13 protein-coding genes and 2 tRNA genes are annotated in these 16650 nt (G+C 42.0%); 8 read left to right on the plus strand and 7 right to left on the minus strand.

Going from position 1 to position 16650, the window contains the following annotated elements:
- Positions 1 to 5: 5 nt before the first annotated feature.
- Positions 6 to 2228, minus strand: a complete 2223-nt coding sequence (locus WDM69_RS04615; protein WP_338755808.1) for a TonB-dependent receptor — start codon at positions 2226 to 2228, stop codon at positions 6 to 8.
- Positions 2229 to 2551: 323 nt separating this feature from the next.
- Here WDM69_RS04615 and WDM69_RS04620 point away from each other — a divergent pair, with 323 nt between their 5' ends.
- The 4 genes from WDM69_RS04620 to WDM69_RS04635 all read left to right on the plus strand — a co-directional run bounded on the left by WDM69_RS04620 (position 2552) and on the right by WDM69_RS04635 (position 6516).
- Complete coding sequence (locus WDM69_RS04620; protein WP_338755809.1) at positions 2552 to 3763, plus strand: ChuX/HutX family heme-like substrate-binding protein; 1212 nt, start codon at positions 2552 to 2554, stop codon at positions 3761 to 3763.
- Positions 3764 to 3816: 53 nt separating this feature from the next.
- Positions 3817 to 4617, plus strand: a complete 801-nt coding sequence (locus WDM69_RS04625) for a heme/hemin ABC transporter substrate-binding protein (protein WP_338755810.1) — start codon at positions 3817 to 3819, stop codon at positions 4615 to 4617.
- Between the two features lie 118 nt (positions 4618 to 4735).
- Entirely contained in the window at positions 4736 to 5722 is a 987-nt protein-coding gene (locus tag WDM69_RS04630) for a FecCD family ABC transporter permease (RefSeq protein WP_338755811.1), read from the plus strand.
- A gap of 2 nt (positions 5723 to 5724) precedes the next feature.
- On the plus strand, positions 5725 to 6516 hold the full coding sequence (locus WDM69_RS04635) for an ABC transporter ATP-binding protein (RefSeq protein ID WP_338755812.1): 792 nt from the start codon (positions 5725 to 5727) through the stop codon (positions 6514 to 6516).
- 30 nt (positions 6517 to 6546) lie between these two features.
- Here the strand turns inward: WDM69_RS04635 and rpiA are convergent, their stop codons facing one another.
- The 5 genes from rpiA to WDM69_RS04660 form a co-directional block, all read right to left on the minus strand.
- Positions 6547 to 7242, minus strand: a complete 696-nt coding sequence (gene rpiA, locus WDM69_RS04640; protein WP_338755874.1) for a ribose-5-phosphate isomerase RpiA — start codon at positions 7240 to 7242, stop codon at positions 6547 to 6549.
- 236 nt (positions 7243 to 7478) lie between these two features.
- Positions 7479 to 8276, minus strand: a complete 798-nt coding sequence (locus WDM69_RS04645; protein WP_078306995.1) for a 3-hydroxybutyrate dehydrogenase — start codon at positions 8274 to 8276, stop codon at positions 7479 to 7481.
- A 189-nt stretch (positions 8277 to 8465) separates the two neighbouring features.
- Entirely contained in the window at positions 8466 to 9095 is a 630-nt protein-coding gene (locus WDM69_RS04650; protein ID WP_338755813.1) for a CoA transferase subunit B, read from the minus strand.
- 121 nt (positions 9096 to 9216) lie between these two features.
- Entirely contained in the window at positions 9217 to 9918 is a 702-nt protein-coding gene (locus WDM69_RS04655; RefSeq protein ID WP_338755814.1) for a CoA transferase subunit A, read from the minus strand.
- 91 nt (positions 9919 to 10009) lie between these two features.
- On the minus strand, positions 10010 to 11422 hold the full coding sequence (locus WDM69_RS04660; protein WP_338755815.1) for a short-chain fatty acid transporter: 1413 nt from the start codon (positions 11420 to 11422) through the stop codon (positions 10010 to 10012).
- Between the two features lie 201 nt (positions 11423 to 11623).
- Here WDM69_RS04660 and WDM69_RS04665 point away from each other — a divergent pair, with 201 nt between their 5' ends.
- From WDM69_RS04665 to WDM69_RS04680, 4 genes are all read left to right on the plus strand, one after another.
- Positions 11624 to 13036, plus strand: coding sequence for a GntP family permease (locus tag WDM69_RS04665; protein WP_338755816.1), 1413 nt, complete (start codon positions 11624 to 11626; stop codon positions 13034 to 13036).
- Between the two features lie 143 nt (positions 13037 to 13179).
- Positions 13180 to 15285, plus strand: a complete 2106-nt coding sequence (gene metG, locus WDM69_RS04670) for a methionine--tRNA ligase (RefSeq protein ID WP_338755817.1) — start codon at positions 13180 to 13182, stop codon at positions 15283 to 15285.
- A 103-nt stretch (positions 15286 to 15388) separates the two neighbouring features.
- Positions 15389 to 15462 (plus strand) — tRNA-Cys (locus tag WDM69_RS04675).
- 34 nt (positions 15463 to 15496) lie between these two features.
- Positions 15497 to 15583 (plus strand) — tRNA-Leu (locus WDM69_RS04680).
- 324 nt (positions 15584 to 15907) lie between these two features.
- Here WDM69_RS04680 and WDM69_RS04685 read toward each other — a convergent pair.
- Positions 15908 to 16489 (minus strand): adenine phosphoribosyltransferase, encoded by a 582-nt coding sequence (locus WDM69_RS04685; RefSeq protein ID WP_338755818.1) that lies wholly within the window; start codon positions 16487 to 16489, stop codon positions 15908 to 15910.
- Positions 16490 to 16650: the final 161 nt, after the last annotated feature.

Raw genomic sequence — 16650 nt, forward strand, 5'->3', positions numbered from 1 at the left:
ACAAGTTAAAAGTTAAAACTTGCTCCAGCCAACCATTGACGGTTATCAACAGGGCTGAAGTCATTGTCATTATCAGCATCTTTTTGTCTGTCAAAAAGATTGTTCACGCCCACATGTACGTTGACATTTGGGTTGAGTTGATAATTTATTTTGCTATTAACCACAAACCAGCCTGGTGAGTGGGTTTTTTTCTTGCTGTCCACAAGGTGTTTGGATTCATATTTTAATTGATTGATGAATTCTAGATTTTTGTTTAATTGAAAAAGCCATGTCAGCATTGCTGTGTGCTGTGGTCGCCCCACAAGTTGGGCTTTTGTTTGCTTATTTTTTGTCTTTGTGTGAGCGTAACTGATTCCCAACAGATTGTGCTGGTCAATCTGCCAATTGCCACTCACATCACCGCCAAAGGTGAGTGCATCACTGACATTTTCATAACGAAATATTTTAATGTTACCATCTTGAGCAGAGTAATCAGTTCCAATTAAGTTTTTAATGTCATTGTAATAAAGATTAAATGCCACATCAGCATGGTCGTTGAGTTGTCGCTGGTAGCCAAGCTGATAACTGGTGGACGTCTCTGGTTGTAAATTAGGGTTGCCAAGCACTTTATAACCATAGGCACTGTGGTCAAATAAAAAATGGCGTTCTTTTAGGTTTGGCACACGATAGCCTTGCCCGATACTGGCTCGCCAAACATGCCTGCGTCCGTCATCATCAATATGGGTATGCCTTAACGCTGTCTTAGGCACAATGTGTTTGCCAAAATCACTGTCATATTGATAACGAATGCCTGTTAACAGTTCCCAATCATCACCCAGCAGCCAATCATCTTGTACATAAGCTTCTATGGCATCACGCTTGACCTTATCTGCCATCAATTCACTGTTGCCATTTTGCCTTTGAGACAATTTGTCTTGTTGCCATTGCGTGCCAACTTGTAATAAGTGGGTGCTGTTATTCATCGTTAATTTTGGTAGGTTGTATTGTAATTGAGCCAAATATGTACCAATGTTTGCTTGACGTTGTAACACTGGGGTGCTGATGATGTCATTGTCGGCATTTAAGGCAAACGTATTGGCATGACTGTGATAATCTTCAAACAACAATGACCCTTGTAAACTGCCAGCAAGCACATGATGAGCGAGATGATTTTTGTCATGCTGACCCTGTTTATTTGGGTCAATTTGTTCATTTGGGTCAAATTGATACAAAAATCCCAACACATGACGTGTTTTGTCGATGTTTTCTTCTCGTTGCTGTTGTACGTGCTTTTGACCAGCCTGTCTTTTAAATTTGCTGATATTGTCTTCGTCATATTTGGTCATCTCAAACCATGCTTGTTTTTTATCATTATGAACATCGGGACGATACACCAGCTTGGCTGTCATCTGTTTTTGTTTGCTGGCATCTTTGATGCGTTCCCAAGTTGTCATGTCGTCATCTAGCCCCTTATCGTCATGATACGATGCCAATATCCTTCCAAGCCATTGACCTTTGTCATCAAGCTTGGCATCAATGCTGGCTTCAAGATGCGTCACATTGTTATCTGTTGTTTTTTGTGATGGGTTTTGTTTGCCATTACTTGCCAGCTGTATGTCAAGATGTTTTTTAATGGGTTGGTCATTGTGTATTTTTTTGGTGATGACGTTAATAACGCCACCCATTGCAGAACTGCCATACTGAGCTGATGACGCCCCTTGAATGATTTCAATTTGAGCAACTTCAGCATTCAGATATTGATTTAGGTTAACGGTTGAACCTGTGCTTGCGGTTAATGGCAAACCATCAATCAATACCAAAACCTGATCTCCCCCCATGCCTTGCATGATGACTTCATAGCCTGCCTTACCATGAATTGGACGCAAATTCACATTGGGCAATAAGGCAATGGCATCTTTTAGGGTATGGGCATGGTGTTTGGCAAGTGTTTGAGCATCTAACACCTGAACAGTCACGGGGGAATCGGTCAGTGTTTTTTGGCTACGAGTGGCGGAGATGACGATTGGCTCAAGAATGGTAATGGGCGTATTGATGGACGTATTAGACACATCATTAAACCCATAATCAGCATACGCCAGTGGCACCCACACGCCCATCATCAGCGACAGACAAAAAAACCCCATTGATTTATGATTTTTTTGTACGTACTGTTTTTGTAAATCTTTAGCTTGCCAAGACAAACTGATGGCGGATAAGCAGGACGTTAATACTGATGCTGATGTTTTCATGATTGGCATAATTCACATGATTGGCATGGCTGATGGCTGTTATTTAACAATAACACTTGCAAATGATAAGTATTAATTTATAATAATGATAATAATTATCGTTTGCAAGTGTTATTTTTAGCCGTACCCTACCAAAACAACGCCAAAAAATAATACCAAAAATCACACAAACACCATGCAAACAAAATCTGACCATAACCTAACCATAATAGGCAACAGCGATGTTGTTAAACAGGCGGTACTGTTAAATAAATACCACAGACACATCAGCTTGGTATTGATGTTTTGGAATTTTCATTGAAAACTTAAAAGGAACAATAGCCATGTGTAACAATCAAGATTGTATTGACATTCGCCATAAAGATGCTCGACTTTGGCAACGTTATCAACGAGAAAAAGCCAAAACACCCATGCTATTTCCTACCGAAGGGGCAAAATTATTGGGGGTCAGTGAACTTGCGTTGTTATTGGCTTCACCACATTCGCAATATCTTGGGACACAATGCCAAGACATGTTAACCAAGCTTGAGCAGTTCCATGAGCTACTGAGCATTGTGCGTAATGAGCATGCTGTTCATGAAAAAATAGGGCGGTATCAAAATTTAAAAATCGGCACAAATATGGCACTGATGGTGAATGTGGGTGGTTTGGATTTGCGTTATTTTATCAATCAGTGGCAACACATGTTGGCAATTTCAATTCATGGCAATGACAATGGCAATGACAACAGCAACCACAATAAACCCTCCTACAGCTTGCAATTTTTTGATGAGCAAGGCAACGCCATTAACAAAATATTCTTACAATCAACCAGTGATGACCAAGTACAAAAATGGCAGGCACTCATCGATGGGTATGCCAAACAAGCCAATACCTATGTTGACATTGTGAACAACGATACCGATGAGATAAACGATGACACACCACAAGAAATCTGTCTTAAAAAATCACAACAACATGATGGTGATTGGCAATTACAAGCCTTAGATAAAAAGACCATTGCTGATTTTCAACAACAATGGCTAAACATGAACAACATTCACCAATTTCATTTCATCATTCAAAAATTGGGGATTGATAGAGCCAGTAGTTACCACCATGCCCCCGAAAAACATGCCGTGGCTCTGCAAGTTGATGCCATTGAACCGTTATTTCAACTCGTTAAAGAACATGACTGCCCACTGATGACCTTTGTTGGCAATACAGGCGTGGTACAAATCCAAACAGGTAACATTCACCACATTAAACGCACGGGTGATTGGATAAATATTTTAGATAAAGACAGCACACAGTTTACTTTACACTTACACGATGTGGCAATTACTCAACTGTGGGTGGTCAAACGCCCAACATCAGATGGCATCATCACTTGTGTGGAAGCTTTTGACAAATCAGGCAAAACCATTGTCAGCTTTTTTGGACAACGCTTAGAGGGAGAACCTGAGCTGTCAAGTTGGCGACATGTAACAGACAAACTCATACAAGATTTTGCCAAACCGATTGCCCAAACTGCCCAATCAGCACACCCTGCTTGATGACAATGACCAAATAACCATGACCTGATAGGAACAACCTGATGGGAACAACCATGACACCATTTATCAAAAAACTCACTATACTGCTAACAAGCTTAACCATCAGCTTATCAGCTTTTGCCTATCAACGTGTGGTTACCATAACCCCAGATGTTGCTGACATCATGGTTGCCTTAGGTGATGCCAATAAAGTCGTTGGTAAAGACACCACCAACAAAACGCCCGCCTTAAAACACGCCGCCGTTGTGGGCATGCACCGCAACATCACCCCTGAAGCGATTGTGGCCACCCAACCTGACCTGGTATTGGGCAGTTATATGGCACAACCTTCCAGTATTTTTCAACGTCTTAATCAACTCAACATTGAAGCCATCAATGTTGCCCCCAACGAAAAAGTGGCGACTTATGCCAGCAGCATTGTCAAGATTGGCAAATTGATGGGTAAGCCTATGGCTGCTCAAATAATGGCAGATGAATGGCTGTCTGGCATGAACACAAGACCTGCCACCAAAAAACGCTATTTGCTCAGTTATGATGGACGCATTGTGGCAGGCAAAGGCACTGTTGCTGACGAATTGATTCGTCGTGCTGGGGGCATTAACGCTGCGAATGTTAAAGGGTTTGTGCCGATGTCTCGTGAAGGTTGGCTTGCTGCCAAAGCCGATGTCATCATCATTGCTGACCATCATAAAGCCACTTTGGGTTCACTTGAACAATACAAACAACGCCCTGAAATCGCCATCAATCCTGCTGCCAAAAACAACAACATTCAATTTTGGCCTGCCAATGATTTTTTGCGTTATGGCTTAGATTCTCCTGCTGTGATTGACAAGCTCAATAAACTGGCAAAATAAGCCATTAAACCGTCAGCGGTTAAACAGCCAATCATCAAATAATAAAATCATTAAATAATAACGAATAAAATCGTTAAATAATAAATAGCCAAACAGCAGGCAGGCACAAAGGCAGGACATGTATCAACCGCAGTCGTTAAAACCCATCAAGCAAACAGCACTCATATCACCTTTATCTTGCCATATTTTGGCAATCTTATTGAGTGTCATCATCATTTTTTTTTGTTTGGGGATTGGCTTTGGTTCATGGTCAAACCCACTACAACTTGATGATGTCGTTTGGAAAATTCGTTATCCACGAGTATTAACGTCGCTATTGGTTGGTTTGGCATTATCCGTTGGTGGTGCTGCACTACAGGCTTTATTTGAAAATCCATTGGCAGATGCCAGTTTGATTGGCACATCAGGCGGGGCAGCGTTAGGCGTGGTGTTAAGCCTAAGCTTAAGTTTGGGTGGTTTTGCTGTGTCCATGTCTGCATTTATTGGTAGTTTATTGGTATGCCTATTGATTTTAGTGTGCCATCGCTGGCTAAAAGGTGGAAAAATTGGGCTTTTGATTTTAGGGTTTATCATCAGTGCCTTTTGTGGGGCATTGGTCAGTTTGATATTGTTTTTATCCGATGACATGGTGTTACGCAGTGCCACCAATTGGTTGGCAGGAAGCTTGGCAGAAGCAGGTTTTGTGCCATTACGTTATGCCATCAGCTGTATGCTGATTGGTCTTTTAATGTTACTGGGTCTTGGTAGAAAGCTGGACATATTAATGCTCGGTGAAACCACCGCCATCTCCATGGGAATGACCGTTGTTACAACTCAAATGTGGGTAATCATCGCTTGTGCCTTATTGACAGGTGCTGCTGTGTCATTATCAGGGATAATCGGATTTATTGGCATGATAGTCCCCAATCTGCTGGTTGGGGCTTTAGGGGGTGGTCGGCAAAAAATTATGTTTTACTCAGGGTGGTTGGGAGCAATCTTTTTATTGGTTGTTGACAGTATCGCACGTCAAATCGCTTATCCAGTCGATGTGCCTGTCGGTATCATCTTAGCACTGTTAGGCGCACCATTTTTCATATGGCTGTTTGTTCAAAGAAGGTGGGCATAAACATGCCATTCATCAACACATCTGCCAATAAGACATCTGGCGACATCATCATCAACCATCTGTCAGTACAAAATCGCAAAAGAAGCCTACTTAACATGACTTATGTCCGCCTGCCTTATCAGCAGATTACGGTGATTATTGGTGCAAATGGGGCAGGAAAAAGCACATTTATTCATGCACTTTTGGGTCAAAAAGCTGATTGTCAAATCAATTCGGACATCCACATTAACAAACAACCCCTGCATGATTTGGTCAAACAGGCAAAAATTGCATGGGTTGGACAACATGAACAATTTGAATTGCCATTAAACGTCTTAGAATACGCCACATTGGGCGTAACACCACATCTTGCATGGTATCAAATGCCTGATGGCAACATGCTTGCCCAAGCTGAGAAAATACTTGCCGATTTTGGTTTGATTCACTTAAAAAACAACCGTTTACAAACGCTATCAGGTGGTGAAAAGCAACGTTTGGCCATGGTTCGGGCATTAATGCAAAATACTGATATTTTATTATTAGATGAGCCAACCAATCATTTGGACATTAAATATCAGCGTTTTTTATTGACCCATCTACAAAGATTACAAAAAAATGAACAAAAAACCATCATCATGGTACTGCATGATTTAAGTCATGCTTATCAGTGTGCAGATTGGGTCATTGCCTTACATCAAGGCAATTTATTGGCACAAGGCACACCAAACGTTGTCATGACTGAGCAAAATTTAACCACGATGTATGAAACGCCCATTCATTCTGTCATGACAAACGCAGGCAAACTGTTTTATTGATATTATTTGATTGATATTATTCTATTGATATTATTTGATTGTTTCTGTGAATGACAGAATGTCAATGCCAGTTGAGGTGGCTTTTAACACCACATCGGCATGATTAACCGCAAAAATACCATGACACACCACCCCCACAAGATTATTTAAAACATGTTCCATGTGTGGTGGCTCACTCACATCTAAGTCATAAGTGTCTAAAATGACGTTACCATAATCGGTAACAAACCCTTCACGATAAATTGGCTCACCCCCCATTTTAACCAATTCTCTGGCAACGTATGAGCGTGCTTGTGGTAACACTTCAATGGGAATGGGGAAATCAACCCCCAACTGCTTAACGCTTTTACTGGCATCAACCATACAGACAAACTGTTTTGATGCCGCAGCAACGATTTTTTCTCGTGTTAATGCCCCACCACCACCTTTGACCAATTGCAAGGCATCATTCACTTCATCTGCCCCATCAACATACAAATCCAGTTCACCAACAAAATTTAAATCCAGCACATCAATGCCCAATGCTTTTAGCTTGTTTTCGGTTATCTGAGAGCTTGCCACTGCACCTTTTAGCTTCATCTGTGGCAATAGCTCAATCAGACAGTTCACGGTACTGCCTGTTCCCACTCCCAAAATCATGCCTTCTTCGATATAATCTAAGGCGGCTTTGGCGGCGGCTTGTTTTTGGGTTAAAGCTGGATCGGTGTTGGTGTTGACATCGGTCATGGTGATTTTTCTTATTTGATAAGTATTGATATTGATAAGTATTGATAAGCCATAATCCGTCATTTAACCACATTATCAATCACAGATGCAATAACAAATACCGTGCCAAACAGATGCAGTACCAATAACAGACGCAGTAGAAGATACAAAAAAGCCCTTTAAAAAAAAGGGCTTTTAGCTGATACGCTGATGGATTGATGTGATTTATCTGTCCATCAGCAATTCATCAATTAACATCAGTTCATAAACCAACCATGGCTGGCAACAATGGATTGTCCTGTGAATACTTTGCTTGGAAATGCTGCCAAAAATAATGCCAACTGAGCAATGTCATCAACAGTGGTGAATTCTTTATCTACAGTGTGTTTGAGCATGATGTCATTAATCACTTCTTCTTCGCTGATGCCTTTTTCGGCGGCTTGTTCTGGGATTTGTTTTTCTACCAATGGCGTTTTGACAAACCCAGGACAGATGACATGTGAGCGGACATTATGTTCAGCACCCTCTTTGGCAAGTACTCGATTTAGCCCAAGTAAGCCATGCTTGGCAGTAACATAAGGGGCTTTGTATAATGACGCTTCATGCGAATGCACTGACCCCATATATATCACCGTACCGCCCTTGTTGTCTTTATACATGTGTGGCAAGCAAGCTTTGGTGGTCAAAAATGCCCCATCTAAATGAATGGCAAGCATTTTTTTCCAATCATCAAACGCCATTTTTTCAATGCGATTAATCACTTGAATGCCTGCATTGGATACCAAAATATCCACTGTGCCATGAGTATCCACCAATTTTTGTACGCCTTTATTGACCGCTTCTTCGTTGGTAACGTCCATCTCAATGGCGATGGCTTGCCCGCCCTGAGTTTGGATTTCATCAACCACGCTTTGAGCGTTATCAATATTGATGTCAGCGATGGCAACGATTGCCCCTGCTTTGGCAAAGGTTTGAGCAATGTCTTTACCGATGCCGCTGGCTGAACCTGTAACCAGTGCCACTTTACCTGTTAAATCATGCTTGATTTGAGTCATTGTCGTTATCCTTAGTTTTTGTGATGCAGTTTTTTTGATACAGTTGATTGTTTAACGTGATTTGCTCATCAATACTTGGTGGTTAAACTTAGTTATCACCATCTGGTTATCACTACCTGCTAATCACGTTGCTATTAATACACTTCTATTGTAATACACTGCTATTGATAAATTGCTATTGATAAATTGCTATTGATAAACCGTAACAGGCGTTTTTTGTTGCACCTCTTCAAAACTGACGCCATCAGCAAGCTCAATAAGTTTTAGCCCTTTGTCGGTAACATCATACACACCAAGCTCAGTGATGATGCGGTCAACCACACCAATGCCTGTCAGCGGCAGTTCACACTTAGGTAATATCTTTGGCTCACCGTGTTTGTTGGTCTGCTCCATCAACACAATCACTCTTTGTACGCCAGCGACCAAGTCCATCGCACCACCCATGCCTTTGGCCAGTTTGCCTGGTATCATCCAATTGGCAAGGTCCCCTTTTTCAGACACTTCCATCGCCCCTAAGATTGCCAAATTGACATGACCGCCCCGTATCATGGCAAAAGAGGTTGAGCTGTCAAAAAAACTTGCTCCTGTCTGTGCGGTAACGGTTTGTTTACCTGCATTGATTAAATCAGCATCTACCGTGTCTTGTGTTGGAAATTCGCCGATACCCAGCAGTCCATTTTCTGATTGTAACCAAACATTCATGCCATCAGGGATATGGTTAGCAACCAGTGTGGGTAGGCCAATGCCTAAGTTAACATAAAAACCATCTTGCAATTCTTTGGCGGCACGCTGTGCCATTTGTTCTCTGTTCCAAGCCATGTTATTGTCCTTTTATGAGTGTGTGAAAAAGATGTGATTAAAGGATATGTGGTTAAAGTTAGCTGTGTTTGTGTTATCCATGGTTTGTGTTATCCATGCTGTCTGTCATCACACATCAACATCAATCTTTTGTGGTGATTTTCTCAATGCGTTTTTCAACAGCGGTATTGACCACAATTCTTTGTATGAATATCCCTGGCAGATGCACGTGGTCAGGGTCAATCTCGCCAATCTCTACCAATTCTTCAACTTCAGCAATGGTGATTTTACCTGCCATCGCACAATCAGGGTTAAAATTACGTGCGGTTTTATTAAATACCAGATTACCCGCTTTATCCGCTTTTTGGGCTTTAATCAGCGCCACATCAGCGGTCAAACTGTGTTCCATGATGTATTGTTTGCCGTTAAATTCTCGAGTCTCTTTACCATCAGCAACCTGAGTGCCGACCCCTGTGGCGGTATAAAAAGCAGGTATGCCCGCCCCACCAGCACGCAATTTCTCTGCCAATGTGCCTTGTGGGGTCAGCTCAACTTCCAGCTCACCTGATAAAAACTGGCGTTCAAATTCTTTATTTTCACCAACATAAGACGCTATCATCTTTTTGATTTGGTGAGTTTGTAATAACAACCCCAACCCAAAATCATCTACGCCTGCGTTGTTGCTGATGCAGGTTAGGTTTTTGACACCACTGTCACGCAAAGCGGTGATTAAAGCTTCTGGAATGCCACAAAGCCCAAAACCACCAATGGCAAGCGTTTGCCCATCAGCAACCACATCTGCCAACGCATCTTTGGCATTGTCATAGACTTTAGATTGTTTCATAATTTGCTCCTTTTTATAACGATAAATGATAATAATGATAAAAGATAACAATAAAACCTGTTTAAACGATAAAAATCGGTCTGGTCAAGGGTCAAACTGCCAACCAAAACACCCCACTGATGATTATCCCTGACACCAACAAAATAATCAAACAGTAACCCATAATTGCTCTGGCATCTAGCCCAGCAATGCCCAATAATGGCAACGCCCAAAATGGCTGAATCATATTCGTCCACGCATCGCCCCAAGCGATTGCCATTGCCGTTACCACAGGGTCAACACCCAGCTCAATGCTGGCAGGCAACATCACAGGACCTTGTACCGCAAACTGACCACCACCTGATGGCACAAACACATTAACCAACCCAGCACTTAAAAACGCCAAAATAGGCAAACTCTCTGCCGATGCAAAATCAACAAAAAACTGCGTTACCTGTGTGCTAATAGACACACCATCAGCATCTACCGCTGTCATAATCCCCATGATGCCACCATAAAATGGGAACAGCAACACAATCCCTGTGATGCCACCAATACCAGAACCCACGGCTCGATAATACCGCTCTAGCGTGCCATGTGACAACAAACCAATGAATAAAAACAGACCAATGACAATATCCAACCCCAAGCTAAAGCCACTTTGACCAAATTCACTGACATAATACATGCCAGCAAACACCAACAGCACCCCTGCAATCCATCGACTGTCATCTAATTTTTGAGCGGGGGTGTCTTTTGCTGGTAAGGCATCATCGCTGTCTTTTAATAATGTGGCATCAATGACGGTGGGGGTTTTTGGGTGCATCAATCGATTTAAAATCGGCAAAACCAGCAATAATAGCCCAACAATAAATAAATTATACCCTGCAAAAAGCGTCTGTGAAATTGGCACCGCATCAGACATCGCCCCAGCTGACAACTTAGCTAAGGTCTCACCGCCTGTGCTTAAGGTCAATGGAATTGAACCTGCCAAACCACCATGCCACACCAAAAACCCTGAATAAGCGGCCGCCACCAATAACGGATAATCCACGCCCTTAACTTGCTTGGCAAGGGCTTTGGCAAACACCGCCCCAATCACCAAACCAAAACCCCAGTTTAACCATGAGCCAACCAATCCAACCAAGGTTGCCATCATGATTGCCATGTTTGGTGAACGGATTTGACTGGCGATGCCATTTAACAGTTTTTGAATAAATGGGGCATTGGCAAAGGCATAACCTGTTACCAAAATTAACGCCATCTGCATGGCAAACCCATGTAAAGACCACAAACCTTTACCCCAAGATCCTGCCACATCAATGATTCCTTGCCCTGTTACCAATATGGCAGCAACAAAGGCAATGAGTGTTAACATGATGGAAAAAACAAACGGTGATGGCAAATAGCGATTCACCAACACCACACTGGCGTTGGTTAACATAGCAAAAAATCCTAAACGCTCAGATGTTTTTTGGTTGGGCGAATTAGAATTGATGGAAGAATTTTGGGCATCCATGCTCATGGGAAATCCTTGTAACAAACATCATTTTAATAAGCATCAGAGTTAACATAAAAATGTAAACACATCAGGGTGAAAACGCATCAAAAAATTCATCTCCATATAAGCATTTTTTGCTAAACTTGTAAACCTAAAAAACCAAAACACCAAATTCACTGCGTCAGATTTTTTACTGATGTCTTAAGGACGATAAGGATAACGCCCATGAGTACTCTTGCCATCATCACCACGTTATTTTTGCTGATGTTTTTTGCTTATCGTGGATATTCCGTCCTAATTTTAGCCCCCATCATGGCGATGTTGGCGGTGGTGCTATCAGGTGATTTTTTAAACACCATTCCTGCTTATACTGACGTGTTTATGAGTGCGTTGGGTGGCTTTTTGATTAAATTTTTTCCCATATTCTTATTGGGGGCAATCTTTGGTCGGCTGATGGCAGATTCAGGAGCGGCAGCTGCCATTGCTCGCACGGTGGTGGGCAAGTTGGGAGCAAATAAAGCCATTTTAGCGGTGATTTTGGTGTGTGCCATTTTAACGTATGGTGGGGTTTCCTTGTTTGTGGTGGCATTCGCCATTTATCCCATTGCCAAAGATTTGTTTAAAGTTGCTGATGTGCCAAAACGTCTTATCCCTGCTGCCATTGCTTTGGGGTCATTTACCTTTACCATGACCGCTCTGCCTGGTACGCCTGCCATTCAAAATGCCATTCCCATTCCTTATTACAACACCAATGTTTTTGCTGCCCCCATGCTTGGCATCATTGGTGGTATGATCATGTTCATCGGTGGTTGGCTATGGTTACAAAGCCGTGCCACAAAGGCAAATGCAGCAGGTGAAGGTTATGGCACACATGCTGATGATGACATCGTCATCAATGATGGCATAGATGATGGCACAAATGGTGTACTCAATAAACACATGTCAATGATGATGGCAATGATACCGTTGATATTGGTCATTGGGGTCAATGCGTTGTTGACTTATGTGGTGTTCCCAGCCATGGATTTTAGTGGTCTACAAGCCGCTTTCCCAAATCTTGCGATTGCAGGGGCATTGGGTCTTTGGTCAATCATCATCTCGTTGATGATTGCTTGTTTGGTGTTGATTGTGATGCGATTGGGCCATTGGGACAATCTACAAGGCTCAATCAATAAAGGCACGTATGATGCCATGTTACCCGTGTTTAATGTTGGCTCTGAAGTGGGTTATGGGGCGGTGATTGCCACTTTGGCAGGTTTTGTGATTATTCGAGACAATATTTTAAATTTAAGTCCCAATAACCCACTCATTTCTGAAGCGGTTGCCATGACCACACTGGCAGGGATTACAGGGTCATCATCGGGTGGTTTGAGCATTGCCCTAAAGACGTTGGGAGAAGATTATTATCAAATGGCATTAAATGCTGGCATTAATCCAGAGCTGATGCACCGTGTGGCCGTTATGGCAGCAGGTGGTTTAGATACCCTACCGCATAGCGGGGCAGTCATCACGGTATTTGCCATTTGTGGGCTGACGCATAAGGAGTCTTATGTCAATTTGGCGATGGTAACCATGGCAATTCCCATTGTTGCCACCGTGGTGGTCATGATATTGGGAACGATGTTCGGCTCATTTTAGCCTGGCCCAGCATCAGCCTTGCCACATAATCCATTAACAAAATTCAGAAAATTACGTTATCATAGGGATAAGTCGTTATCCCTTTTTAAAATTCATCGTTTAACGCATCATTTAATTCATCGTTTAAAGCTCATAGGTGATTTGTGCAAACAATCCAAACCCAACACCCCTCTGTATCTTCAACTCGACAAATTTTAGTCACATCTGCCCTACCTTATGCCAATGGCCCTATCCATTTGGGGCATTTGGTGGAATATATCCAAACTGACATTTGGGTGCGTGCCATGAAAGCCCTAGGTCATAAGGTTACTTATGTCTGTGCTGATGATGCTCATGGCACAGCCATCATGTTAAAAGCCCAAGACAATGGCATCACCCCAGAAGAGCAAATCACCAATGTCAAAGCATCTCACGAAGCTGATTTTGCCAAGTTTTTGATTCATTTTGACAACTACCACAGCACCCACAGTGAAGAAAATCGCCAATTTTCCGAACTGATTTATCGCCGTTTAAACCATGCTGGACACATCAGCACCAGCGACGTTGAGCAATTATATGACCCAGAAAAAGAGCTGTTTTTGGCAGACCGTTTTGTCAAAGGCACTTGCCCAGAATGCAACACCCAAGACCAATATGGTGATAACTGCGAAGTGTGTGGCAGCACCTATAACGCCACTGAACTTATCAACCCCCACTCTACCTTATCAGGGGCAACCCCTGTCTTAAAGACATCTAAGCATTACTTTTTTGATTTGCCAAATTTTGACGCCTTTTTAAAATCTTGGGTGCATGACAATGATCGCTTACAACCATCTGTGGTAAATAAGTTACAAGAATGGTTTGATGCAGGGCTTGCAAAATGGGACATCAGCCGTGATGCACCATATTTTGGTTTTAAAATTCCCGACACCCCCAAAGATGAAGATGATAAATACTTTTATGTGTGGCTGGACGCACCTGTTGGCTATATGGCAAGTTTTCAAGACCTATGCAATCGCCGTGAAGATTTAAACTTTGATGATTACTGGTTGCAAGAAAATGCCAATAAAACCGAAGTGTATCACTTCATCGGTAAAGACATTGTGTATTTTCATGCCTTATTTTGGCCTGCCATGCTGTCTGGCAGTGAATTTCGCACACCAACAGGGGTATTTGCTCACGGATTTTTGACCGTCAATGGGGCAAAAATGAGCAAGTCTCGTGGGACTTTTATCCAAGCTGAGACTTATACCAAACATCTGCACCCTGAATATTTGCGATATTATTTTGCCAGTAAATTGAGCGAACATGTTGAAGACATTAATTTAGACATGGACGACTTCATGCAAAAAGTCAACTCCGATTTGGTGGGCAAAGTGGTCAATATCGCCAGTCGCAGTGCAGGATTTTTGCTTAAAAATCATAATGGGGTGTTATCAGCCACCTGTACTGAACCTGCTTTACTCCAAGAAATTGACCTAATGGGTGAGCAAATCGCAGCTGCCTATGAAAACCGAAGTTTTGCTAAAGCCATGCGATTAATCATGCAATGTGCCGACAAAGCCAATGAATACATTGATGACAAAAAACCGTGGTTATTGGCAAAACAAGCCAACCGCCAGCAAGAAGTACAAGACATCTGTTCGATAGCCATCAACATATTCCATAAGCTTATCATCTATCTTGCCCCAGTCTTACCAGAATTGGCTGATAATGCCAAAGCATTTTTAAATGTGGCAGATTTAAACTTTGCCAGCCGTCATCAGTCATTACTTAATCACAAAATCAATCAATTCAAACCCTTAATGCAACGCATTGAAGACAGTCAAATTACCGCCATGATTAACGCATCTAAAGAGTCCATGCCAGCAAAAACAGACAGCAAAACCAACACACCAACCACACAAAACCACCCCCACAATAACGCCCAAAATGATGCCAAACACATCAGCATTGATGATTTTGCCAAAGTAGAAATGAAAGTTGCTAAGGTATTGGCATGCCATTATGTGGACGGAGCGGATAAACTGTTGCAATTCACTTTAGACGTTGGCGAAGAACAGACCCGCAATGTGTTTAGTGGCATTCGTAAGTTTTACGAGCCTGAGCAGTTGCAGGATAAAAAGGTCATTTGCGTTACCAATCTTGCCCCACGCAAAATGAAGTTTGGAATATCTGAAGGCATGATATTATCAGCAGGCGACCCAAAAACTGCCTTGGTTGTCATCACTTTGCCCGATGATGCTCCCATTGGTTCAACGATTGCTTAAAAAAATGATTGCTTAAGACATGACCATTTAACAGCAGTGAAAAAATATTAAAAAAAAATTCTTGCCTTTTTATTTTTTTTTGTTATTATAGTGAGCCTTGATTGGCTGGATGGCAGAGTGGTCATGCAGCGGACTGCAACTCCGTGTACGCCGGTTCGATTCCGACTCCAGCCTCCATGCAATTGCCAATGATGAATACATTAAAAGTTTTGCCCGGGTGGTGAAATTGGTAGACACAAGGGATTTAAAATCCCTCGATAGCAATATCGTGCCGGTTCAAGTCCGGCTCCGGGTACCATATATCAAAAGCCTTAAAAACGTTGCGTTTTTAAGGCTTTTTTAGTGTATATTTTTTAGTGTATAAATGTTGCTGTCATCATGTGCTTGTCATCACAATAAGCCCATTGTATTACTCTTTAGATAAAGACAGCACAAAATCCAATATTTTTGCTTGATTTTCATCACTCCCCAAAATTAAAAATCCCCAAAAATTAAACACCCAAAAAACCAAACAAAATGGTAAAAAAACAAGGCATTGTTAATGAAGCATGGTCAATTCAGCATGATTAATTGAGCGTACTTATGAATTGAGCATGCTTTTGGGCAGATTACCGTCAATTTTTTATGCTTTCAATACCGCATGCACAGGCATGGGGAACGAACCATGCAATTCTGTTAAGTCAAGCAATACCAACGCTGATACCACCTCATGCCCTGCTTGTTTACATAACTGATATGCGGTGTTTAGTGTGCCACCCGTTGCTAAGATGTCATCGACCAGCAACACCTTTGCAGGGGTTAAGTTATCTTGCATTTCAAGGGTGTCTTGTCCATATTCTAAAACGTAAGATTTATTGGCGACTGGTGGCGGCAGTTTACCCGGCTTTCTTAACAATATCATACCCATGCCTAAGCGGCCAGCCAATAAACTGGCAAACACAAAGCCTCTTGCTTCAATCGCTGCTAAATAATCAACTTCATCTAACAAACCATCAGGCAAAGCCATCAGCAACGCATCAATCACTTCGTTGATGTGTGTTTTTAACAAGGGGGTGATGTCATAAAAGTCAATGCCTTGTTTGGGAAAATCAGGCACGATACGTATGATGTTCCAAAAAAGATGATCGCCATCATCTTTACTGATGTTGTCCAAAACGACTGTGTTTGATTGTGATTGTGGTGATTGTGGTGATTGTGGCGACATAATAAATCCTAATAAACACCATTTAAAATTAGACGCTATGATAAAGCATTTGAGCAAATTTGCAAAAACCAATCATTCACAGTGATTTTATTAATTCAAGGGTTTGTGTTCATAGATTTGTGTTCACAAAACTTGTTATGTGCATTCAGTAAGCTTATGCT

Source organism: Lwoffella lincolnii, from assembly GCF_037201985.1.
Classification (GTDB): Bacteria; Pseudomonadota; Gammaproteobacteria; order Pseudomonadales; family Moraxellaceae; genus Psychrobacter; species Psychrobacter lincolnii.